The 22,743-nt window shown below is 68.2% G+C and carries 22 protein-coding genes; 9 read left to right on the forward strand and 13 right to left on the reverse strand.

Going from position 1 to position 22,743, the window contains the following annotated elements; genetic code table 11:
• Positions 1-8: 8 nt before the first annotated feature.
• The 4 genes from ACZZZN_RS13185 to ACZZZN_RS13200 all read right to left on the reverse strand — a co-directional run bounded on the left by ACZZZN_RS13185 (position 9) and on the right by ACZZZN_RS13200 (position 4,691).
• Positions 9-3,224: an efflux RND transporter permease subunit gene (locus ACZZZN_RS13185; RefSeq protein WP_463505588.1), complete on the reverse strand. Its 3,216-nt coding sequence runs from the start codon at positions 3,222-3,224 to the stop codon at positions 9-11.
• A gap of 22 nt (positions 3,225-3,246) precedes the next feature.
• Positions 3,247-3,840, reverse strand: coding sequence for a TetR/AcrR family transcriptional regulator (locus ACZZZN_RS13190; RefSeq protein WP_463505589.1), 594 nt, complete (start codon positions 3,838-3,840; stop codon positions 3,247-3,249).
• Between the two features lie 105 nt (positions 3,841-3,945).
• On the reverse strand, positions 3,946-4,305 hold the full coding sequence (locus ACZZZN_RS13195; protein WP_463505590.1) for a fluoride efflux transporter FluC: 360 nt from the start codon (positions 4,303-4,305) through the stop codon (positions 3,946-3,948).
• On the reverse strand, positions 4,302-4,691 hold the full coding sequence (locus ACZZZN_RS13200; protein WP_463505591.1) for a fluoride efflux transporter FluC: 390 nt from the start codon (positions 4,689-4,691) through the stop codon (positions 4,302-4,304). Before ACZZZN_RS13200 ends, ACZZZN_RS13195 begins: the two co-directional genes overlap by 4 nt.
• 86 nt (positions 4,692-4,777) lie before the next feature.
• Between ACZZZN_RS13200 and ACZZZN_RS13205 the strand changes: the two genes are divergently transcribed.
• Complete coding sequence (locus tag ACZZZN_RS13205) at positions 4,778-6,307, forward strand: FAD-dependent oxidoreductase (protein ID WP_463505592.1); 1,530 nt, start codon at positions 4,778-4,780, stop codon at positions 6,305-6,307.
• A gap of 3 nt (positions 6,308-6,310) precedes the next feature.
• On the opposite strand, the gene ACZZZN_RS13210 is transcribed toward ACZZZN_RS13205, so the two are convergent.
• From ACZZZN_RS13210 to ACZZZN_RS13220, 3 genes are all read right to left on the reverse strand, one after another.
• On the reverse strand, positions 6,311-7,135 hold the full coding sequence (locus ACZZZN_RS13210; RefSeq protein WP_463505593.1) for a nitroreductase family protein: 825 nt from the start codon (positions 7,133-7,135) through the stop codon (positions 6,311-6,313).
• 4 nt (positions 7,136-7,139) lie between these two features.
• Positions 7,140-7,514: a hypothetical protein gene (locus tag ACZZZN_RS13215; protein WP_463505594.1), complete on the reverse strand. Its 375-nt coding sequence runs from the start codon at positions 7,512-7,514 to the stop codon at positions 7,140-7,142.
• 463 nt (positions 7,515-7,977) lie between these two features.
• Entirely contained in the window at positions 7,978-8,766 is a 789-nt protein-coding gene (locus ACZZZN_RS13220) for a MerR family transcriptional regulator (protein ID WP_463505595.1), read from the reverse strand.
• A 140-nt stretch (positions 8,767-8,906) separates the two neighbouring features.
• Between ACZZZN_RS13220 and ACZZZN_RS13225 the strand changes: the two genes are divergently transcribed.
• The 3 genes from ACZZZN_RS13225 (at position 8,907) to ACZZZN_RS13235 (ending at position 13,078) form a co-directional block, all read left to right on the forward strand.
• The gene (locus ACZZZN_RS13225) at positions 8,907-11,393 is read left to right on the forward strand and encodes a glycogen/starch/alpha-glucan phosphorylase (RefSeq protein ID WP_463505596.1); all 2,487 of its coding nucleotides are present in this window, start codon (positions 8,907-8,909) and stop codon (positions 11,391-11,393) included.
• Between the two features lie 222 nt (positions 11,394-11,615).
• On the forward strand, positions 11,616-12,455 hold the full coding sequence (locus ACZZZN_RS13230) for a DUF4097 family beta strand repeat-containing protein (RefSeq protein WP_463505597.1): 840 nt from the start codon (positions 11,616-11,618) through the stop codon (positions 12,453-12,455).
• The gene (locus ACZZZN_RS13235) at positions 12,452-13,078 is read left to right on the forward strand and encodes a PadR family transcriptional regulator (RefSeq protein WP_463505598.1); all 627 of its coding nucleotides are present in this window, start codon (positions 12,452-12,454) and stop codon (positions 13,076-13,078) included. The genes ACZZZN_RS13230 and ACZZZN_RS13235 overlap by 4 nt, the downstream gene beginning before the upstream one ends.
• Positions 13,079-13,279: 201 nt before the next feature.
• On the opposite strand, the gene ACZZZN_RS13240 is transcribed toward ACZZZN_RS13235, so the two are convergent.
• Complete coding sequence (locus ACZZZN_RS13240) at positions 13,280-13,822, reverse strand: universal stress protein (RefSeq protein WP_463505599.1); 543 nt, start codon at positions 13,820-13,822, stop codon at positions 13,280-13,282.
• 149 nt (positions 13,823-13,971) lie between these two features.
• Between ACZZZN_RS13240 and ACZZZN_RS13245 the strand changes: the two genes are divergently transcribed.
• Both ACZZZN_RS13245 and ACZZZN_RS13250 read left to right on the forward strand, forming a co-directional pair.
• A complete protein-coding gene (locus tag ACZZZN_RS13245) occupies positions 13,972-14,157 on the forward strand; it encodes a DUF3073 domain-containing protein (protein ID WP_463505600.1) in 186 nt (61 codons plus the stop codon).
• A gap of 133 nt (positions 14,158-14,290) precedes the next feature.
• Positions 14,291-15,112, forward strand: a complete 822-nt coding sequence (locus ACZZZN_RS13250; protein ID WP_463505601.1) for an MOSC domain-containing protein — start codon at positions 14,291-14,293, stop codon at positions 15,110-15,112.
• Positions 15,113-15,145: 33 nt separating this feature from the next.
• On the opposite strand, the gene ACZZZN_RS13255 is transcribed toward ACZZZN_RS13250, so the two are convergent.
• From ACZZZN_RS13255 to purM, 3 genes are read right to left on the reverse strand one after another with little or no spacing between them, the layout of a single operon-like run.
• Positions 15,146-16,501 carry an MFS transporter gene (locus ACZZZN_RS13255; RefSeq protein ID WP_463505602.1) on the reverse strand — a complete coding sequence of 452 codons (1,356 nt, stop codon included), beginning with the start codon at positions 16,499-16,501 and terminating at the stop codon, positions 15,146-15,148.
• A complete protein-coding gene (gene purF / locus ACZZZN_RS13260; RefSeq protein ID WP_463505603.1) occupies positions 16,474-17,946 on the reverse strand; it encodes an amidophosphoribosyltransferase in 1,473 nt (490 codons plus the stop codon). Before purF ends, ACZZZN_RS13255 begins: the two co-directional genes overlap by 28 nt.
• Positions 17,947-17,952: 6 nt before the next feature.
• A complete protein-coding gene (gene purM / locus ACZZZN_RS13265; protein ID WP_463505604.1) occupies positions 17,953-19,083 on the reverse strand; it encodes a phosphoribosylformylglycinamidine cyclo-ligase in 1,131 nt (376 codons plus the stop codon).
• A gap of 62 nt (positions 19,084-19,145) precedes the next feature.
• Between purM and ACZZZN_RS13270 the strand changes: the two genes are divergently transcribed.
• Positions 19,146-19,778, forward strand: coding sequence for a zinc-binding alcohol dehydrogenase (locus ACZZZN_RS13270; protein WP_463505605.1), 633 nt, complete (start codon positions 19,146-19,148; stop codon positions 19,776-19,778).
• A 12-nt stretch (positions 19,779-19,790) separates the two neighbouring features.
• On the opposite strand, the gene ACZZZN_RS13275 is transcribed toward ACZZZN_RS13270, so the two are convergent.
• Both ACZZZN_RS13275 and ACZZZN_RS13280 read right to left on the reverse strand, forming a co-directional pair.
• Positions 19,791-20,105 (reverse strand): potassium transporter Trk, encoded by a 315-nt coding sequence (locus tag ACZZZN_RS13275; RefSeq protein WP_463505606.1) that lies wholly within the window; start codon positions 20,103-20,105, stop codon positions 19,791-19,793.
• A gap of 55 nt (positions 20,106-20,160) precedes the next feature.
• Entirely contained in the window at positions 20,161-20,532 is a 372-nt protein-coding gene (locus tag ACZZZN_RS13280) for a sterol carrier family protein (RefSeq protein ID WP_463505607.1), read from the reverse strand.
• A gap of 58 nt (positions 20,533-20,590) precedes the next feature.
• Here ACZZZN_RS13280 and ACZZZN_RS13285 point away from each other — a divergent pair, with 58 nt between their 5' ends.
• Together ACZZZN_RS13285 and purD are read left to right on the forward strand one after the other, a co-directional pair.
• Positions 20,591-21,271, forward strand: a complete 681-nt coding sequence (locus ACZZZN_RS13285; protein ID WP_463505608.1) for an NUDIX hydrolase — start codon at positions 20,591-20,593, stop codon at positions 21,269-21,271.
• A gap of 161 nt (positions 21,272-21,432) precedes the next feature.
• Entirely contained in the window at positions 21,433-22,710 is a 1,278-nt protein-coding gene (gene purD / locus ACZZZN_RS13290; RefSeq protein ID WP_463505609.1) for a phosphoribosylamine--glycine ligase, read from the forward strand.
• Positions 22,711-22,743: the final 33 nt, after the last annotated feature.

Below are 22,743 nucleotides of genomic sequence, written 5' to 3' on the forward strand. Positions count from 1 at the left end.
GGCAGCGACTACTCGCCGCGCTCTCGAAGCTCCCGGCGAGTCAGCTGGTTCGCGTGGGGCAGGCCGGACTCACCGGCATCTGACCCAGCACCGGCCATCGCGAGCTCGCCCGCAGGCGCAGGGCCGCCGGTCGGCTCATCACCGCTGACCGGTCCAGAATCGTCGTCTCCCGATCCGGCCTTGCGCGCCCGGCGCCGCTCCTTCGCACCCTCGACGAGGTTGTAGAGCGTCGGCAGCACGATCAGCGTCAGCACGGTCGATGAGATGAGTCCGCCGATCACGACGATCGCCAGCGGCTGCGAGATGAATCCGCCGTGCCCGGTGATGCCGAGCGCCATCGGGGTCAGCGCGAAGATCGTCGCGAGTGCCGTCATGAGGATCGGGCGCAGACGCTTCTCGCCGCCGGCCTTGACCGCGTCGAGAGTCGACAGCCCCTTCTCGCGATACTGGTTGACGAGGTCGATCAGCACGATCGCGTTCGTCACCACGATGCCGATCAGCATCAGCACACCGATGAGCGAAGCGACACCGAGAGGCACACCGGTCACGATCTGCAGCAGGATCGCGCCGGTCGCCGCGAACGGCACCGACACGAGCAGCAGCAGCGGCTGGCGCAGCGACTTGAAGGTCGCCACCATCACGACGTAGACGATCAGGATCGCAGCGAGCATCGCGAGACCCAGCTGCGAGAACGAGTCCGCCTGCTGCGTCGCGACACCGCCGACCTCGGCCGACGCGCCGTCGGGAAGGTCCACTGCGGCGAGCGCCTCGGTCACCGACTGGGTCGCCACGGCGAGGTTGTCGGATGCCGGGGGCACGGTGATCGTCGCCGTGCGGCGCCCCTGCTCGGTGGTGATCGACGTGGGGCCGTTGCGCTCTTCGACCGTCGCGATCTCCTGCAGCTGCACGACTCCGAGCGGTGTCGGGATCGTCAGCTCGCGCAGCGCCTGCGCGGTGGTCGGCGGTTCGGCCGATGCGAGGTAGATCGTCAGAGCGGTGTCATCGATCTCGACCGTGCCGACCTGCTGCGGGCGCATCGTGTTCGAGACGATCGACCCGACGGCCACCTCAGAGAGGCCCCGCTGGGCGGCGGCATCCCGATCGACGACGACGGCGAGGTAGGGAAGGGCGGCGGCGAGGTTGTCGGTCACCTGACCGATGCCGTCACGCCCGTCGAGTTCATCGACCACTGCGGTCGTCGCGGTCTGCAGGTCTTCGGCGTTCGAGGCCGAGACCGAGATCTCGATGTCGCTCGACCCGAAGCCCGCCGCCGATGCGACCGTCACCTCGCCGACGTCGGTGAGGTCCTCGACGGCATCCTGCACCGAGGCGCGCAGCTCTTCCTGGTCGGCATCGGCATCGGTGAGCACCGAGTAGGTGATGCCGGCACCGCCCGAGAACGCGTCGCGCAGCGCCGAACCGCTGGAGCCGATCGAGGCCTGCACCGTGGTGACGCCGTCGATGTCGAGCAGGGCATCCTCGACCGCGACCGCCGCCTCCGACTTGGTCTCGAGGCTCGCGGTCGGACCGAGGTCCTGTGTGACCGTCATGGTGTTCTGCCCGGAGTCGCTGAGGAAGTTGACCTTCATCAGCGGCGCGGCGGCGAGGGTAGCACCGAGCACGACGACCGCGAGGATCACGGTCACGCCCGAGTGCTTCAGCGTCCATCCGAGGATCGGGCGGTAGGCCCGCTGCAGCGGCGTCGGCGGCGCAGCCGGATCCTCCGGATCGATCTGCACGCCGTTCTCGTCGAGCAGCGGCTTGCCGGGGCGCAGGAACCAGTAGGCGAGCACCGGCACGATGGTCAGCGAGACGAGCAGCGACGCGACCATCGCGATCGACACCGTCATCGCGAACGGCCGGAACAGCTCGCCGACCATGTCGCCCACGAACACGATCGGCAGGAACACCGCGACCGTGGTGATGGTCGACGAGGTCACCGCCATCGCGACCTCACGCACAGCGAGGCGGATCGCGTCGCCCTTGTCGGCATCGCCGACGTAGTGCCTCTTGATGTTCTCGATCACGACGATCGAGTCGTCGACGACACGTCCGATCGCGATCGTGAGCGCGCCGAGGGTGAGGATGTTGAGCGAGTATCCGAACGCCTGCAGTCCGATGAACGTGATCAGGACGCTGGTCGGGATCGAGATCGCCGTCACGAGCGTCGACCGGATCGACAACAGGAAGACGAGGATGATGATCACGGCGAAGACGAGCCCGAGCAGCCCCTCGGTCGCGAGCGTCTCGATCGACTGCTGGATGAACGGCGCCTGGTCGAAGATGATCGTGAACGTCGCGTCGGGGAACGCCTCGCCGATCTCGTCGAGTGCCGCGAGCACTCCCTGCGAGACCTCGACGGTGTTGGCGGCGGGCAGCTTCGTGATCGAGATCGAGAGGGCGTCCTCACCGTCGACCCGCGAGATCGACGAGACCGGATCGCTCTCCTGCACGACCGTCGCGACCTCTCCGACTGTCGCCGTCGTGCCGACGAGCGGCAGGGCCGCGATCTCCTCGACGGAGGTGATCTTGGCGCCGGTCTGCACGGTGAGGGTCTGACCGTTCTCGGTGATCTCGCCACCGGGGAACAGCGTGCCGTTCTGCTGCAGCGCGGTGCTGATGGCCTGCGTGCTCTGTCCGAGCGCTGCGAGGGCGGCGGCATCCGGAGTGATCGTGATTCGCTGGCCGACCCCGCCGATGAGCTGCGCGGCGTTGACGCCGTCGACGTCTTCGAGCTCGGGGATCGCGATGCTCGTCAACTCCGCCTGAGCATTCTCGGCATCGTCGAAGCCGGTGACCGCGACCTGGATCACCGGGAAGTCATCGATCGACACGGCGAGCACCTGGGGGCTCAGGTCTTCGGGCAGTTGCCCCGAGATGCGGTTGATCGCTTGCTGGATCTTCTGCTCGGCCGTCGCGAGGTTCGTGCCGTACGCGAACGTCGCCTGCACGATCGACGCGTTGGTCGTGCTCGTGGCCGTGGTGCCCTCGAGCCCCGGCACCCCCTGGATCGCCGACTCGATCGGCGTCGAGACGTCGTTCTCGACGACCTCGGGCGAGGCGCCGGGGTAGGTCGTCATGACCATCAGGTTGGGCAGCTCGAGCGACGGGATGAGCTCCTGCTTGAGGTTCGTCAGAGCGAGCCCGCCGAACACGGCAGCGACGATCGTGATCAGTGCGATCAGTGCGCGGTTCTTGAGACTCAGGACGGCGAGGTTCGACAAGGCGGGTTCTCTCTCGATCGGATCAGGCGGATGCTGCGGCGGCGGATGCGGAGGGGGACGCCGGAGAAGGAGTGAGGATCCCGGCGAGGGCGTCGCGGATGAGCTCTTCGTCGAGCGGCTCGTCATGGATCTGTGCATGCCAGAGTACGCCGTCGATGAAGACGGCGGCTGCCTTGGCGCGGTCCGGTCCGTGAACGGGTGCGATGAATCCGACGACCTCGTCGGACCACTGTCTGGCGAACGCGCGAACCCGGGGATCATGCACCGCAGCGGTGACGACGGCGCGGTCGGCCTGGATCGCCCGCGCATCGGTGAGCCCCTGATGCACCAGCCTCGCCAGGCCCGCAGGAGTGACGCCCTCGACCACCACCGCACGGCGGGTCTCGTCGATGCGCGCCTCGATCTCGGCGGCGAGCGCGCCGATGGCGGCCTCACGCAGGTCGTCGAGCGTGGCGAAGTACTGTGTCGTGGCCCCGAGCGGCACACCGGCTCGCGCGGCGACCTTGCGATGGGTGAGTGCGTCGACACCGATCTCGACGATCAGCTCGGCTGCGGCGGTGACGATCTCGAGACGGCGCGCCTCAGGGTCGCGGCGGCGGCGTGTGCCTTCGCTCATCCGATCCCCCTGCGCTGTCTGCCTGTACACGCGTACATGTACATCTGTACATTCTGCCTCGCGAACCTGGAGATTCGCCCGGCGGGAGAGCGACATCCAGGCAGATCAGAGCAGTGAGCCGAGCGCCAGGCCGAGGCCGGCCGCGAGCAGCCCCAGCAGCAGCATCCCGATCGCATTGAACGCGGATGCTCGACGTTCGCCGTCACGCCAGAGCGCGACCGTGTCGAGCATCGCCGTGCTGAAGGTCGTGTAGCCCCCGAGCAGTCCGGCGCCGAGCAGGAAGGCCTGATCGGGCAGGGCAGCGGTGACGAACCCCAGGGCGAACGACCCGCTGAGGTTCACCACCAGGATGCCCCAGGGGAAACGGCGTCCGGCGACCCTCGCGACGCCGAGGTCGACGAGATATCGGAGCACGGCGCCCACTCCTCCCGCGAGTGCGGCGGCGACGAACAGCAGCGGACTCACGCGTCGGCTCCTGCCGGACGGGAAGACAGGCGAGGACGCCCCAGACGGAGTCCCAGAGCCGCGGCGGCGAGACCGAGCAGCAGACCACCCGCGGCGTATGCGAAGGCCAGCAGTGGCGCATCCGCCCAGAGAGTGACCGTGCCGGTCATGGAGGCGCTGTACGTGGTGAAGCCTCCGAGCACGCCTGTACCGAGAAACACCCGCAGCCCTGCGGTCGAGGCGAACCGCGCCGCGACCACTCCGATCAGCAGCGCGCCGAGAACGTTGACCAGGAGTGTGGCGTACGGGATGCCGCCGGAATCCGGTATCCAGAGGCCCACGGCCAAGCGAGCCGCTGTGCCGAGGCTGCCGCCCGTGAGCACGAGGAGCAGGCACCGAGGGGTCACGCGGCAACTCTAGTCGCGCCTCGCCGACGCATCCGTCTCTTGTCAACCGGGTGCGCGCCGAGCGGGCCTGGGTCGAGACTGTCACCATGAAGCCACTGTGGAAGCTCGACCGGACTCCGCCCACCGGCACACCGTTCGACCCCGGCGCACGGCACGACGTCATCATCGTCGGCGCCGGCCTCACCGGACTCACCACCGCCGTCATGCTCACCCGTGCGGGCCTCGACGTCGCCGTGATAGAAGCCGGCGAGGTGGCCGAGCTCGCGACCGGCGGCAACACCGGCAAGCTGTCGCTGCTGCAGGGCAAGCGGCTCGCCGAGATCCGAAGGCATCACCCCGCATCCCTGGTGCAGGCCTACGTCGAGGCCAATCGCGATGGCATGGACTGGCTCACAGCCTTCGCCGACCATGCCGGGGTCCCCTACGAGCGGCGTACCGATCACTCCTATGCGCAGGACGCGAGCGGACTCGAATCCGTGCGCGAGGTGCACGCGGCGGCCCGCGAGGCCGGACTGCCGACCCGGATGCTCACGCGCGATCAGCTGGCGTCGACGCCCTTCCCCGTGTTCGGCGCGGTCGCGCTCGACGAGCAGGTGACCATCGACCCGGCGCTCGTGGCTCAGGCGCTCGCGGAGGAGTTGCTCGCCGCCGGCGGCACGCTGCACACCGGCATCCGGGTGACGGCGACCCATGCGCTGCCCGACCCGCGCGTCGAGACGACAGCCGGCCCGATGTTCGCCGAGCACATCGTGATCGCGACCGGTTACCCGATCCTCGATCGCGGTCTGTATTTCGCGAAGATGCGCGCGTTCCGCTCGTACTGCGTCTCGTTCCGGGTGGGCGGCCCGCTGCCCGAGTCGACGTTCATCTCAGTCGACGGAGCGACCAGGTCGATCCGCCCGGTCTCCGACGCGGACGGCCCGGGCGGCGATGCACGGCTCGTGGTCGGCGGCAACGGGCATCCGGTCGGACGATCGGACAGCGAGGCCGCCGCCGTCGACGACCTCGTCGCGTGGACGAAGAGGTACTTTCCGGATGCCGAAGAGACGCATCGATGGTCGGCGCAGGACTATGAGTCGCACAACCAGATCCCCTTCGTCGGCGCGATGCCGCGAAGCCTCGGCGTCATTCGCTTCGCGACGGGCTACGCCAAGTGGGGCCTGTCGAACGCCCCGGCCGCCGCGTTGCGCCTCACCGCCGAGATCCTCGGCGCGAGCTGGCACGATCGGCCGTCGTGGATGGTGAAGATCGGCACGAGACTGACGGTTCCCGCCGACCTCGCACGGGGAGCGGCTGAGGGTGCGAAGGTCGCAGCCGCCGCGACGACCGGATGGGTCGATGCGGAGCGCCGACCCGTGCCCGTGACGAAGCCGGCCGAGGGAGAAGGTGTGGTCGCGAACCGCGGCGGGCGCCCTGTGGCCATCTCGACGGTCGACGGCGTGACCCGTTCGGTCTCGGCCGTGTGCCCGCACCTGGGCGGAGTGCTCGCCTGGAACGACGCCGACTGCACGTGGGACTGCCCGCTGCACGCCTCGCGCTTCGAAGCCGACGGCACTCGGATCGAGGGCCCCGCATTGCAGGACCTCAAGGCGCTGCCCCGCAAGAGCGGGGGCTGAGGGTCAGCTCGCCCCCGGTGCTCCCGCGCCCGGGGGCGGGGCATCCCAGCCCTGCTGAGGCTCGTCGCAGTTCTCGCGGAACACGTACTGCGAGGCGAGCTTGCGCTGATGGCTCGACCAGTCGATCGCCGGGCGGCGCTGCTCGGGCGGCAGGTAGCCGAGGCGGTAGACGGCCATGAGCTCGAGGTCGTCGGGCACGCGCAGCAGCTTCACGATCTCGTCCCACTGCCCCGGAACCTCCATCGGGAACGAGATGAACTGGATGCCCATGCCGAGCTCCACCGTGGTGAGCCAGACGTTCTCCATGGCCGCGCCCATGCTGAACACCGAGTAGAACGACGAGAGCTGACCCGGCCGGTACTCGCTGCGATCGAGCATGACGCCCAGCAGCAGCGGCGAGCCGGCGACGAGCTTGTGGTTCTCCTCGCCCAGGGTCTTCGGCACCCCGAAGGTGTTCATCAGCTTCTGGCCGCGCTTGGTGAACACCTGGCTCGTGAACGGGCGAAGGGCTGCAGGGAGCTTGTCGAACAGCATCCCGCTGCGCTTCTCTTCCATCTCGGCCTGGCTGAAGCGGAAGTACGGCTTGTAGCGCTCGAAGAACGTGCCGTTCGACATCGCCTCGGTCATGCTGTCGCCCGAGATGCGGGCGATCTTGTCGATCGTGTCGCGGTTCTCGATGACCACGAACCGCCACGGCTGGCTGTTCAGCTGCGAGGGCGCGCGGCCTGCGGCTTCGAGCAGGATGCGCTGATGCTCCTCCGACACCGGGTCGGGCAGGAAGGGCCCGTTCGTGGTCTTGCGGCGGCGGATGGCGTCGAGCAGTTCCATGCGTTCACTTCCGGTCGGTGGCGAGGCGCGAGCAGATGAGGCCCGCGATGATGAAGGGGGCTGCGGCGAGCGCGATGAGCGGATGCCGGCGGCCGTGCGTGCCGAGGTACGGGATCGCGGCGAGCGGTGCGGCGGCGGGCGCCAGGGCCAGAGCGGCACGGCGGCTCGCGGGCCTCGGCGTACCCCAGAAGATCGCCGAGAAGGCGGCTGCGGAAGCCACACACGTGGCGATGTAGATCGCGTGGTGCAGCCAGCGGAAGTTGCTCGTGTCGATGAGTCTGGCCGCGACCGCCGACCCGAGGGCGACGTTCGCACCGTAGGCCACGGCCGCCACCGCGAACAGCGGCGCAGCATCCGTGCGTCTCCGTCGGTGGCTCATGCCCCGACCCTACGCCCACCCCCGGCATCCGTTCTCGGTCTTGCCCTGGTGTCTCCATCTGTGCAAAAGCGCCCTGCCCCGGGTCGTCGAGCGAGCACGGCGAAGCCGAGCCCCCCGGTCGTTGAGCGAGCACGGCGAAGCCGAGCGCCCCCGGTCGTTGAGCGAGCACGGCGAAGCCGAGCGAGACGAAACGCGCCACCTGAACGAGATCGGCTCACCACGTTTCGTCTCCGTCGACTCCGTCGTCGTCGCTCAACGACCGAGATGGCTTCCCGGTCGTCGAGCGAGCACGGCGAAGCCGAACGCCCCCGGTCGTTGAGCGAGCACGGCGAAGCCGAGCCCCCCGGTCGTTGAGCGAGCACGGCGAAGCCGAGCGAGACGAAACGCGCCACCTGGACGAGATCGGCTCACCACGCTTCGTCTCCGTCGACTCCGTCGTCGTCGCTCAACGACCGGGGACGGTCTACAGGTTGCCCTCCGCGTAGATGCGGAGCGCATCGCGGACGAATTCCGCGCCCTGCGTGCCACCGGCGGACGTCGCGTAGTTGGCGCCGAAGCGCGGGTCTGCGACATACATCTCACCGAGTCCGATGACGTAGGCCTTGACGTCACCGCCCGGCACTGCCGCGGGGGTACCCGAAATGCCGGTGAGCCACTCGACGTGGCGGCGGGCGACGTCCTGAGCCTCAGCGGATGCCGGGTCGATGCCGCTCTCCGCGGCGGCGATCCAGTCCCGACCGAGGTCGGAGACGCGCTGCTGCCAGTCGGCACGCTCGGCGTCGGTCATCCCGCGCCACCAGCGGTCGCTGTCGGCGTAGGTCTTGCGACCCCAACGCTGTTCGACCTCCTCCTTGTACTGGGTGTGGTCGAAACCGTCGAACATGTTCTCTGCCATGAGTTCTTCACCTCCTCTCAATGCGTTGATGGTGTTCTCGACCGACGCGATCTGTCGCGCCAGCCGGTTCTGCTCCTCACGCAGCAGCGCGAGGTGTGTCTCGAGAGCGGATTCCTCGCTCTGCCGCGCAGTCGCCGGGTTCAGCACCTCGGCGATCTGCGGCAGTCCGAGTCCGAGCTCGCGCAGCAGCAGGATGCGCTGCAGGCGCACGAGCGCAGCCTCGTCGTAGTGGCGATAGCCGTTGTGCGCAATGCGCGAGGGCGGCAGCAGGCCGACGTCGTCGTAGTGACGCAGCGTTCTGCTGGTGGTGCCAGCGAGTCGGGCGATCTCCTGGATCGACCAATCACGACCGGTCATCGCCTCCTCCTTCCGTGGTTCCGTTCTTCGATGACTCCACGGTAGAAGTTGACGCTGCGTCAAGGTCAAGCCATCGTCCGAACCAATATTCTTCATCCGCTCGTCACACGATTCCGCCCGGCGCTCGCTACGGTCGTCACGTGCCCGAATCACGCTCCTCTCTGCATCCGCTCGCCCTCGCCCCCGTGATCGCTCCGCCGAGCACTGCGGATGAATTCGCGAAGCGCTTCCTGCACAACCTGAACTTCGACCGAGGCGTCGCCCTGTCGGCATCCAGCGCGAACGATCGCTACCTCGCGCTCGCCCACACCGTGCGCGACTACCTGATGGCCCGCTGGCTCGAGGATGTGCGGCACCAGAAGGCGGTGCAGGCGAAGGGCGTCTGCTATCTCTCGGCCGAGTATCTGCTGGGGCGCCAGCTCGACAACAACCTGCTCGCCGCCGACCTCACCGACGTCGCGACCCAGGCCCTGGCATCGTGTGGCATCGACCTCGACGAGCTGCGCGCCCACGAGGTCGAGCCCGGCCTCGGCAACGGCGGACTCGGACGCCTCGCGGCCTGCTTCATCGACTCGCTCGCCACGATGGCGGTGCCGAGCATCGGCTACGGCATCCGCTACGAATACGGGATCTTCCGCCAGACTTTCGTCGAAGGCCAGCAGGTGGAGCAGCCGGATGCCTGGCTCGCGCTCGGCTCGCCGTGGGAGTTCGCGCGCCCCGAAGACGCGCAGACCATCGCATTCGGCGGGCACACCGAGAAGTACGACGACGAGGGCGTCACCCGCAGCCGATGGGTGCCCGCCTGGAACGTGCAGGCCGTGCCCTACAACTACATGGTCCCGGGGTTCCAGAACGGCCGCGTCAACACGCTGCGTCTGTGGAGTGCCGTCGCCACCAGCGCCTTCGACCTGCGCATCTTCAACTCGGGCGACTACGAAGAGGCCGTGCGGGCGCAGACATACGCCGAGAACATCTCGAAGGTGCTCTACCCCGAGGACTCCACCCCGCAGGGCAAAGAGCTGCGCCTGCAGCAGCAGTACTTCTTCGTCGCGGCCTCCATCCACGACTTCCTCGACAACATGCTCGCCGAAGACTTCGATCTCGCGAACCTGCCCGACCGTGTGATCTTCCAGCTCAACGACACCCACCCCGTGATCGCGGTACCCGAGTTCATGCGCGTGCTCATCGACGAGAAGCACCTCGAGTGGGATGCCGCGTGGGCGATCACCCGGCAGTGCTTCGCCTACACGTGTCACACGCTGCTGCCCGAAGCGCTCGAGGTGTGGCCGGTCGAGCTGATGGGCCGACTGCTGCCCCGGCACCTCGAGATCATCTACCGCATCAACGACGAGTTCCTCCTGGCCGTGCGCGAGCGTTTCGGCGACGACGAGATGCTCGTGCGCAACATGTCGATCATCGCCGAGCATCCGGTCCGTTCGGTGCGCATGGCTTATCTCGCCACCGTCGCCGGCGCGAAGGTCAACGGCGTCGCCGAGCTGCACTCGCAGCTGCTGCGCGACAAGGTGCTCCACGACTTCGATGCGTTCTTCCCTGGCAAGTTCACGAACGTCACGAACGGCGTCACCCCTCGGCGGTTCCTGCGTCTCGCGAACCCCGAGCTCTCGTCGCTCATCACCGCGGCGATCGGCGACGGCTGGACCACCGACCTCGAGCGGCTGCGCGAACTCGAGCCGTTCGCCGAGGATGCCGAGTTCCGGGCGGCCTTCGCGGGCGTGAAGGCCGCGAACAAGCGCCGCCTGAGCGAGGTGCTGCGCGAGCGCGACGGCGTCGAGATCAGCGACGGCCACATGCTCGACGTCATGGTCAAGCGTCTGCACGAGTACAAGCGCCAGCTGCTCAAGGTGCTGCACATCGTCACGACCTACGAGGGCGTGATCTCGGGGCGCATCGCCGTGTCGCATGTCGTTCCCCGCACCGCGATCTTCGGGGCGAAGGCGGCCCCCGGGTATGCGATGGCGAAGCGCATCATCCACCTCATCAACGCCGTCGGTGAAGTCGTGAACACCGATCCTCGCCTCGAGGGCCGACTGAAGATCGTCTTCCCGCCGAACTACAACGTGACCCTCGCCGAGCGGGTGATCCCCGCCGCCGATCTGTCGGAGCAGATCTCCCTCGCCGGCAAGGAGGCATCGGGCACCGGGAACATGAAGTTCGCCCTGAACGGCGCGCTCACGATCGGAACGGATGACGGGGCGAACGTCGAGATCCGCGAGCTCGTCGGCGATGACGACTTCTACCTGTTCGGCATGAGCGAGCCCGACGTCTCCGACCTGTCGGCTCGCGGTTACCGACCGCAGGAGTTCTACCAGGCCGACGAGGGCCTGCGTCGGGCGATCGATCTGATCGCATCCGGCGCCTTCTCGCGCGGCGATCGCTCGGTGTTCGAGCCCGTGGTCTCGAATCTCCTTTACGAAGACCGTTTCATGGTGCTCGCCGACTACGCGTCGTACATCGAGGCACAGGGCCGAGTGGATGCCGACTACGCCGACCAGGATGCGTGGACCCGCTCGGCGATCCTCAACGTGGCCCGCACCGGGTTCTTCTCGTCCGACCGCTCGATCCGCGACTACATCGACCGGATCTGGCACACCCCGCCGCTCGTCTGACGCGTTCTCCGGCGCTGTTTCCTGTGTTTCAGCTCCGGTCATCCAGACCGTTTGCAGGACCGAAGCACGTCTGCAGGAGCATCCCACGCGAACTCTCCTGCAGAAGTGCCGCGCTCCTGCAAACGGCACACCCATGCACCCCCTCTTGACAAAGTCGAGATATATCGTGTTACGCTTCCCAGACACGATATATCGTGATCCCTCAACACAGGAGAAGCAGACATGACCGAGAAGTGGCTCATCGCCCCGGGCGAGGAACGCGTCGTCGACATCGAGAACGTCACCCGACTGAAGATCGGTCTGGTCGGCGGTCAGGTCGACGTCATCGCGCACGACGAACCCGGCATCCGCATCGAGGTGCACGGCGTCACCACCAAAGACCTCCGCATCGAGGCGCACGACGGCGAGGTCGAGATCGACCACCCGCAGCTCGGCTGGGACAACTTCCTCGAGGTGTTCCGCAACTTCGGCTCCGGCGGCCCCAAGGCCGAGGTCAGCGTCGCGGTCCCCCGCTCGATCGCTCTCAACCTGGGCGTCGTCAGTGCCGGCGCCCTGGTCTCTGGCATCCGCAACGACGCCCGCCTCAACACCGTCTCGGGCGACATCATCGTCGACACCCTGATCGGCGACCTGTCGGTCAACTCCGTCTCCGGCGACGTGCAGGTGCGCGGACTCACGGGCTCCATCACTGCCAACAGCGTCTCGGGCGACGTGGCCGTCACCGGCACCGTGCGCAAGGCCACCGTCGACATCGTGTCAGGCTCGACGCTCGTCGATGCCGCAGGCGACGTGAACACGATCAACATCAATTCGGTCTCGGGCGGCACGACCGTGCGTCTCGACGAGTCGCTCGCCGCGAACTACGTCATCCGTTCGCTGAGCGGTCGACTGCTCATCGACGGTGTCGAGCGCGGCTCATCGGGCATCAACAACTACACGGGATCGACGGGCGAGCTCGCAGGACGCTTCGTCGATCTGCGCGCCAACTCCGTCTCGGGCGGCGTGACCGTGCTGCGCCGTACCCCCGCATCGATCACGGATGACGCGGAGTGGGAAGCATGAGTCCCGCAGTCTTCTCGCACGGCGATCTCAGGCTCTACCTGCTCTCGCTGCTCGCCGAGGCGCCGCAGCACGGGTACGGCATCATCCAGGCGCTGACCGATCGCACGGGCGGCACGTACACCCCGAGCGCCGGCACCATCTATCCGCGACTCGCGAAGCTCGAGGAAGAAGGCCTGGTCACCAAGAGCGTCGACGGCCGCACCACGATCTACGCGATCACGGATGCGGGCCGCGCGGAACTCGCATCTCGCGAAGGAGACCTCGCCGGAATCGAGGCCGGGATCACCGACTCTGTGCGGCTGATCGCCAATGAGGTGCGCCAGAGCGTCAAGGAGGCGATGAAGAGCCTCCGCGCCGATCTCGCTTCGGCGGAGAAGGACGACCGCGCGGCATCCAAGTCCCGGCCCCGCAGCGCCGGCGACGACGAACGCCTCGTCACTCGCGAGGAGATGCACCGGGCGGATGCCGTGATCAACGCGTTCCGCGCGCGGGTGAGAACGGACCTGCGCACCCACGTCGCCAAGGGCGGCACGCTGCCGGCATCCGTCGTGTCCGACCTCGAAGACGGACTGGATGCCGCAGCCCGCGGCATCACCACCGCGCTCGCCTCGCTCGGACGCTGACCCCGCTTCACGGCGCGTTTCGTCACTTCGACTCGCTTCGCTCGCTCAGTACGGCGCTCGCTCGGCTCCGCCGGGCGCGCTCAACGACCGGAAGACCACGGTCGTTGAGCGAAGCCGACGAAGTCGACTGAGACGAAACGTCGCAACCCGATCTCGCACCGAAGCCACGTTTAGTCACTTCGGCTCGATCGGATGCGACGCCTACTCGGTCCAGATCTCGGGCTGGGAGTCGGGCACGGGCTCTTCGAGCGGCACGACGAGCACCGACCGATGCTGGCGATGCGCGAGGCGGGCGGCGACCGATCCGGTGAAGAACTCGCGGATCGACTCGCCGATGCCGCGCTTGCGCGTTCCCACCACGATCAGCTGGGCGTCGAGCCTGTTCGCGAGCTGCTTGATCGCGAGGGCTGGGTCGCCCACCAGCTGCCTGGCCGTCCAGGTGATCCCGGTGCCGTCGAGTGACGCTGCCGCCTCGGCCTGCACAGCCTCGAACTCGGCGGTGCCGGCATCGAGATTGAGGTCGATGGGCGCGGAGTGCACGTATCCGTCGGGATCCTCGTACGTCACGAACCGGGTGACGTCGACGTGAGCGACCACGAGCGGCACACGCAGAAGCCGCGCGAACCGCGCCGCCTCATCGATGACGCGTGCGGCCTGCCCCGGCTGCATCCCGACGATCACCGCTTTCTGCAGCGTCGCGTTCTGTGCCGCCTCGTCAGAGGGCGTGGAGATGTTCTCGGTCATGATGATCGCTCCATTCACCAGCTGCGAACGGGCCAGTGCGGTCTGGCCGCGTGCTATTCTGAATGCTACTCTTACCGGCCTTGAGCCGGTGTCGTGAATGACTCGGGCCGCAGATTGCCCGCAGCTTAAATCGTGAGGGGGTCTCAGGCATGGGCCGTGGCCGTCAAAAGGCGAAACACACCAAGATCGCCCGCGAACTGAAGTCGTTCAGTCCGTCGGTGAACTACTCCGCGCTCGAGCGTGAGCTTGCACATCCGAGTGACTCGGACGCATACGTCGACAAGTGGGCCGACGAGTATGCAGACGAAGACGAGGACGAACTCGAAAAGGCCTGACCGCCGATTCGTTCGTCGTCGACTCCCCCGTGCGACACACGGGGGTTTCGTCATGTCCAGAATCCTGGAGTTCAGCAGCATCCCCGCCAGCGCGCTGACGTGTCGGCGCCGACTGGCCTGAGAGGATCGTCACATGGCCCAAGTCGTCTCCCTCTTCCGTCATCCGATCAAGGGCTTCACCCCCGAGTCCGTGGACTCGCTCACGGTTCAGTCCGACGGCCGCATCGCCGGCGATCGTGTGCTCGCGTTCCGCTTCGCCGACGCGGTCAACCCCGAGGTCCGTGACGGTCTCGACCACTGGCCGAAGGCGAGGGGACTCTCGCTGCAGGATTTCCCCGGCCTCGCGGCGCTGCGCACGAACTACGACGATGCTCGGAAACGGGTGCGGATCGAGCATGAAGGATCGGTGCTCGTCGAGGCCGGACTCGACGACGCCGGACGGGTGGAACTCGCGGATGCCGTGACCGAGTTCGTTCTCGCGAGCCCGGAGGGCCGTCGGATCCAGCGCCCGGGACGCCTGCCGCTCGTGCTCGTGGGCGACGGTGTGACCTCGAGGTTCCAGGATCGCGCTCGCGGGTACGTCTCGGTACACGGTCGCGGCAGTGTCGACGCACTGAGCGATGCGCTCGGTTTCGGCATCGATGACCGCCGGTTCCGCTCCAACGTCGTCATCGACGACGCTCCTGCCTGGTCCGAGCTCGACTGGGCGGGTGAGCTGACCATCGGTCAGGTGACTTTCCGCGCTGCGGGACCGATCGTGCGATGCCTCGCGACACACGCCAATCCCGACACCGGAGTTCGCGACGCGAAGGTGCTCAAGACGCTCACCAGCGCCCTCGGGCAGGAGGAGCCGACTCTCGGGCGGCTTCTGCTGCCGCCGCATGCGCCGTCCGACGATTCAGCCCCCTGGGTCGGCGGAACGATCAGCATCGGTGACGACGTTCGCGCACACTGAGCGCAGCAGCCGCAGCCGAGCGTGCGGGTGCGGTCACCAGCGCCCGTGTCGGCGTTCCCAGTCCTCTTCGATCGTGCGGCGTCGACCGGCGATCCATCCGGCGGGGATCACGGCGATCAGCACACCCACGAGCAGCCACAGCGGAACCAGCCAGCTGTCGGTCGCATCGTGCAGCAATCCGATCAACAGCGGGAAGAGCGCTGCCACCGCGTAGCCGATGCTCTGCACGAACCCGCTGAGCGCGACGGCGCTCTCAGGGGTGCGGGCGCGGATGCTGAGAAGCACCAGGGCCAGCGGGAACATGGCGGGCGCGAGGCCGAAGAACACGACCCAGAGCGGAAGGCCCACCGTCGGGAAGAAGAGGAAACCGAGGAGTCCGATCAGCCCGGAGGCGACGGCGATGAAGAAGACCGGGCGGGTCGCCTGGAAGCGCACGATGAGGATCGGTACCAGCAGCGAGCACGGCAGACCCATGAGGCCGAACAGCGAGAGCAGCAACCCGGCGTTCGACGGCGAGACTCCGCCGACATCGATCATGATCGTCGGCAGCCAGGCGAACGACACGTAGGCGACGGTCGATGAGGCCCCGAACACGAGAGCGATCGACCATGCCATCGGCAACCGCCACAGTCGACCGAAGACGCGCGGACTGGCGGGCGTCGTCGCGATCGGACCGGTGGCCACGGATGCTGCGTCGTGGCCGTCACGCTCGACCTCGTACTCGTACGAATCGGGGTCGAAGTCGGAGTCGGAGTCGATCTTCGCCGGCACCGCGGCGACGGCATCCGCTCGACTCGTGATGAGCATCGCCACCCATGGCACCAGCGCGATCGCGGCGAACACGCCCCACAGGCCGAGCGAGACGCGCCACCCCGCCGTGTCGGCGATCGGCACGGCCACCAACGGCGGCACGAACGTCGACACCGCCATCGTGGTGGAGTAGACGGTCATCATCAGCCCGAGGCGATCGGGGAAGTACTTCTTGACCAGAGGCGGCAGCAGCACATTGCCCGAGCCGACACCCGCGAACACCACGGCCGTCGCGGCGAGCAATGACGTCGAGTCGACCGAGAGACCGCGCAGCAGCAGACCCGCGGCGATCAGAGCGATCGCCACCACCGCGACCCGCTCGAGACCGAACCGCCGCTCGAACAGCGGGGTCAGAAGGCCGAACACGGCGAAGCAGACGGGCGGCGCGGCACCGATCATGCCGATCACGACCGACGACACCGTGAAATCCTCGGCGACATGGTCGATCACCGGAGACAGGGACGCCACGGCCGAGCGCAGCGAGAAGGCGACCAGCACGATGCCGATCAGGGCGAGCGCACGACCCCGCCAGAGCGGTTGCGCACCCGCGGTCACGAGGTCTGCGACCCCTCCACCCACGCGAGGTACTCGTCTGAGACCGTTCCGGTGACGTACCGACCGTCGAAGCAGCTCATGTCGAGATCGCTGAGGACGGAGCCCTCGGTGATCGCAGCCTTGAGGTCTTCGACCTCCTGGTAGACCAGGTGGTCGCAGCCCAGCTCTTCGGCGATCTCGGGGATCGTGCGGCCGTGCGCGATGAGCTCGTGACGCGACGGCATGTTGATGCCGTAGACGTGCGGATGTCGCACCGGCGGCGCTGCCGAGGCGAACGTCACGGAGGTGGCACCGGCATCCCGAGCCATCTGGATGATCTGCTTCGAGGTCGTGCCGCGCACGATCGAGTCGTCGATCAGGAGCACGTTCTTGCCCTGGAACTCGGTCGACATGGCGTTGAGCTTCTGTCGCACGCTCTTCTTGCGCACGGCCTGGCCCGGCATGATGAAGGTGCGGCCGACGTAGCGGTTCTTGTAGAAGCCCTCGCGGTATTCGATGCCCAGCTTGCGGGCGACCTCCATGGCTGCGGGTCGCGCAGAGTCGGGGATCGGCATGACCACGTCGATCTTGTCCATCGGCACGTGCTTGGCGATGGTGTCGGCGAGCTTGTCGCCCATGCGCAGTCGCGATTCGTAGACCGAGATGCCGTTCATGACCGAGTCCGGACGCGCGAGATACACGTACTCGAACGCACACGGCGCGAGAGTGGCCTCGGTGGCGCACTGCTTGCTGTGCAGCTCGCCCTCGCTGGTGATGAAGATCGCCTCACCCGGCTCGACCTCACGGACGACGTCGTAGTCGGCGTTCTCGAGGACCAGCGACTCACTCGTCACGACCCACTCGTCGCGGCCTTCGGCCCCGGCGACGGTCGACGGACGACGTCCGAGGATCAGCGGGCGGATGCCGAACGGGTCGCGGAACGCGAGCAGACCGTATCCGGCGATCACCGCGATGACGGCGTAGGCGCCCTCGATGCGCTCGTGCGTGCGCGCGACGGCCTCGAAGACGCGCTCGGCGTCGAGATCGACCGTCGACGTCGTGTTCTGCAGCTCACCGGCGAGAACATTGAGCAACAGCTCGGTGTCGCTGGAGGAGTTCAGGTGACGACGGTCGCGCTTGGCCATGTCGGCCGTGAGCTCACGCGTGTTGGTCAGGTTGCCGTTGTGGATGAGGATGATGCCGTACGGCGCGTTCACGTAGAACGGCTGCATCTCCTCCTCGTTCGAGGCGGTGCCCTTGGTCGCGTAGCGCACGTGGCCGAGCCCGACGTTGCCGAGGAGTCCGCGCATGTCGCGGGTGCGGAACGCCTCGCGCACCATGCCCTGCGCCTTGGCGTTGTGCATGACGCCGTTCGCCTCAGCGGTGGCGATGCCCGTCGCATCCTGGCCGCGATGCTGCAGCAGCAGGAGTGCGTCGTAGATGTCCTGATTGACCGGGGCAGAGCCCACCATTCCGACGATGCCGCACATGGACTCTTACTTCGCTCCGTCCGCGTAGGCGCCGACCAGGCGCACTGCTCCACCGTCGACGCCCTTGGCGCCCTGTTCGAATTCTCCTGCCGGGCGTGCGCCGAAGCCCACGGTGGCGACCTGCCATGCGGGCATGCCCTCGGCGGCGAGGGCCGCGATCGCGGCATCCTTCTGCTCGGCCGAGATGACCGCGAGGAACCCGATGCCGAGGTTCCAGGTGCCTTCTGCGGACTCGAGCGTGGAACCGGCGATGTCGCTGAGCACGCGGAACACCGGGCTCGGCGACCAGGTGCTGCGGTCGACCTCGGCCCAGCTGCCCTGCGGGAGCACGCGGGCGAGGTTCGCCGCGATGCCGCCGCCGGTGACGTGGCTGAGCGAGTGGACTCCGCCCGTTCCTGCGCCGCCGCCGAGACGCTCGATGAGACGCAGCAGCGGGAGCGTGTAGAGGCGCGTCGGCTCGAGAAGAGCCTCGCCCCAGGTCTTGCCGAAGTCCGCAGCGTTGTCGCCGTAGCCGATGCCGGCGTTGGTGACGATGTGGCGCACGAGCGAGTAGCCGTTGGAGTGGAGTCCGCTCGACTCGATCGCGAGCACGACGTCTCCGTCCTGCACGCGGTCGGCACCGAGGATGCCGTCGGCCTCGACGACGCCCGTAGCGGCTCCTGCCACGTCGTAATCGCGCGGGCCGAGAAGGCCGGGGTGCTCTGCGGTCTCGCCGCCGATGAGCGCGGTGCCGGTGGCGGTGCACGCCTCGGCGATGCCGCGCACGATGTCGGCGATGCGCTGCGGGAAGACCTTGCCGCAGGCGATGTAGTCGGTCATGAAGAGCGGCTTGGCACCCACCACGACGATGTCGTCAACGACCATGCCGACCAGGTCTTGACCGATCGTGTCGTGCTTGTCGATGGCCTGCGCGATGGCGACCTTCGTGCCGACTCCGTCGGTGCTGGTCGCGAGCAGCGGGCGACGGAAGTCGCGCAGTGCACTCGCGTCGAACAGGCCGGCGAAACCGCCGACACCGCCCAGCACTTCAGGGCCGTGCGTCGCGCGCACGGAAGACTTCATCAGCTCGACGGCGAGATCGCCTGCAGCGGTATCGACGCCGGCTTCGGAATAGGGATTGGTGGGGGAGGCAGCCACGCCCCCAGCCTACCGCCCAGCGAGGCCCCCTTTCCCCTCCCCGCATCTCCTACGATGGGGCCATGGCCGACAAGCCGCAGTGGTTGATCCGCGAAGACGCGAGCGTTCCGGTGCTCGTCGCGCTCGCGCTGCGCCAATCGCTGGGCATCCGCGCCCCCGAAGACCTCCCCAGCCTGCGGGATCTGCCGGTCAGAGCGCCGGATGCCGTCGAGGTCACCCCCGAGCTCGAGAAGCAGTGGCGCGACTACTGGGACATGACGATCGAGCCGCGCGCGCATCCCTCGGGCGTTCCGCTCGAACTGATCGACGGATTCGACACGCTGGTCGCCCTTCCCGCATCCGGCGCGGAGCAGCTGGCAGCGGCGATCGTGCCGCACGCGGAATCGGCCCTGCACTTCGCCCGCGTCGCGCACGACCGGTATGTGTCGTCGATCCGCAGCTCGATCGCGACCCGCTCGGGCAGCGGGACCATCGGCGGCGAGGCCTATCGTGCGTACGCCAGCGCCATCGCCGAGTTCGAGCGCGATGTCGGCCGTCGGGCGCACTCGTTCGAGTTGAACGTGCAGGTGCTGCCGTTCTCACAGCGCGGCATCTGGTGGATCGGGGCGCTGACCGTGGCCGTCACCGACGGGCTGCGGCGCGACGTGGTGTCGTTCGACGCGGCGATCCGGCCGATCATCGCCGAACTGGCGTGATCGCGCCTGAGGTCAGTCGTTCTCGATGATGGTCTCGTGCTGCACGCGCACCACGTGATCGTGGCGGCGGGAGGTGCGCTCGAGGATCAGCGCGACCACGCTGGCGAGCGCGATACCGATCGGCACCGTCCACAGCAGCAGGAACCCGAACACCTGGCCGGGAGGGTAGACGACGTTCACGGCCTCGGAGGGCTCGTAGCTGCCGACCATCGTGAGGATGCCCGCGGCGATGACGCCGAGCACGACCCCGATGCCCATGAACACGCCGAATCGTGGCACGCGGCGAACGGTCGCCTCGACCGTCTCGGAGGAATCGTGGGAGGACATGCCTCCATTGTCCCACCGATGCATGCGTGCCGCATGCGGCTCTGCGCGGACGCTGTCAGGGACGCAACGGCAGCACGTCCGCGAGGTCGGCGCGGGTGCCCGACGCGCTGATGCGACCGGATGCCGCAGCATCCGCCCAGTGCTCCGCACCCGTCGCGACGGCGATCCAGGTGGCGGGGTCCATCTCGACGACATTGGGCGGAGTGCCCCGGGTGTGACGCGGCCCCTGGATGACCTGCACTGCGCCGAACGGCGGCACGCGCACCTCGACACTGTTGCCCGGCGCCTTCTCGTCGAGCAGCTGCAAGAGGTACCGCACCGTCGTCGCGAGCGCTGTGCGCTGCGGCTTCTCGCCCGCGGCCTCGGCTGTGCGCACCGCGTCGAGAGCGGCGCGGCCGTCGACGATGTCGATCTTGCGAGAGGGCATGCACCCCAGAGTACGCCGGGCCGACCGGCGGGGTCACAGCGGGCATAGGCTCGAGTCGATGAGCCAGAATCCCGACACTCTGCACGGCGCACGCGCCGAGCTGCTCGCCGCTGCCCGGCGCACCGACGCCTGGGCACGACCGTTCCCTCCGGTCGTCGGCAGCGCGCATCCGGCATCCGTGCTCGTGCTGTTCGGGCGGCTCGACAGCATCCCGGCGCAGACCGACGAGCTGACCGTCGCAGCCGACCTCGACGTGCTGCTGCAGCGTCGCGCCGCCACCCTCTCGTCGCATCCCGGCCAGGTGTCGTTCCCCGGCGGACGACGCGAGGAGCAGGATGCGGATGCCGTCGCCACGGCCCTCCGCGAGGCGCAGGAGGAGACCGGACTCGACCCCGCGGGTGTCGACGTGCTCGCGACCCTCGCCGAACTCCCGCTCGCCGCGAGCAACCACCTCGTGACGCCCGTGCTGGGCTGGTGGCGTTCGCCGTCGCAGGTCGCGGCGGTCGACCATGCCGAGACTGTCGAGGTCTTCCGTGTGCCTGTGGCGCAGCTGCTCGACCCCTCGACGCGATTCACCTCGACGCTCAGCCGCATGGGCCGCACCTGGAAGGGCCCCGCGTTCGATGTCGACGGCACCATCGTCTGGGGTTTCACCGCGATGGTGCTCGACGCGCTGTTCGACGCGACCGGGTGGACGGTGGCGTGGGACCGGTCGCTCGAACGCCCGATCGCGCTCTGACCTCGCCCCGTCGCGCGTTTTCGTCACTTCGACTCGCTTCGCTCGCTCACCGGCAGGTGGTCGTTGAGCGAAGACGACGAAGTCGCCTGAGACGAAACGCTGTGAGCCGACCGGGGGCCTCACCGCCGAAACCCCGCGGCCCGCGTCGGTAGTCTGGACGGGTGAAGATTCTCGTCCTCGGTTCCGGTGCCCGTGAGCACGCGATCATCCTCGCTCTGCGAGCTGAAGAGGCGGAGCACGAGATCTTCGTCTCCCCCGGCAACGCCGGCATCGCGCAGGACGCGACGCCGGTCACCCTCGACATGCTCGACGGCGCTGCGGTGACCTCCTTCGCCAACGAGCATGCTGTCGACCTCGTGGTCGTCGGCCCCGAGGCTCCGCTGGTCGCCGGTGTCGCCGATGTGCTGCGCGCCCACGGCATCCCGGTGTTCGGTCCCGGCAAGGCCGCGGCTCAGCTCGAGGGATCGAAGTCGTTCGCGAAGCGGATCATGGATGCCGCGGACGTTCCCACCGGTCGCGCAGTTCGCGCCACCACGACCGCAGAGGTCGAGGCCGCGTTCGACGAGCTCGGCGCCCCGTACGTCGTGAAGGCCGACGGGCTGGCAGCCGGCAAGGGCGTCATCGTGACCTCCGACCGCGCAGACGCGCTCGCCCATGCCGAGCACTACCTGCCTTCGGGCCCGGTGCTGATCGAGGAGTTCCTCTCGGGCCCCGAGGTCTCGCTGTTCTTCCTGAGCGACGGCGACACGGTGCGTGCACTCAGCCCCGCGCAGGACTTCAAGCGTGCACTCGACGGCGACGCGGGCCCCAACACCGGCGGAATGGGCGCGTACTCTCCCCTGCCGTGGCTCGCCGACCAGTTCGGCAGCGAGCAGGCGTTCGTCGACGAGGTCACGCGCGATGTCGCACTCCCCGTCATCCGCCAGCTCGACAGCGAGGGCACCCCGTTCATCGGACTGCTCTACGCCGGCCTCATCCTCACCCCCGCCGGCGTGCGCGTGATCGAGTTCAACGCCCGCTTCGGCGACCCCGAGACGCAGATCGTGCTGCCTCGCCTCGTGACGCCGCTGTCGGAACTGCTGCTCGCCGCGGCATCCGGCACTCTCGAAGACCAGCCGGAGCCGGTCTTCAGCGACGACGTCGCCATCACCGTCGTGCTCGCGAGCGAGGGCTACCCCGAGGCGCCGCAGACCGGACGCCCGATCGAGGGCCTGGCCGAGGCCGCTGCCGTCGAGGGCGTGCGCCTCGTGCACGCGGCCACCGCGAGCCCCGACGCCCCCGGCGGATCCCTCATCGCAACCGGCGGACGCGTGCTGAACGTCGTCGCCGTGGCATCGGACTTCCGCACCGCCCGCGACCGCGCCTACGAGGCGATCGGCCGCATCACGCTCGACGGATCGCACTTCCGCACCGACATCGCCGCGCGCGTCGCCGAGTAGTCCGGGTCCGCTCCGCCGAGTACGACGCCCCCA

The sequence above is a fragment of the Microbacterium sp. AC145 genome (assembly GCF_979258505.1).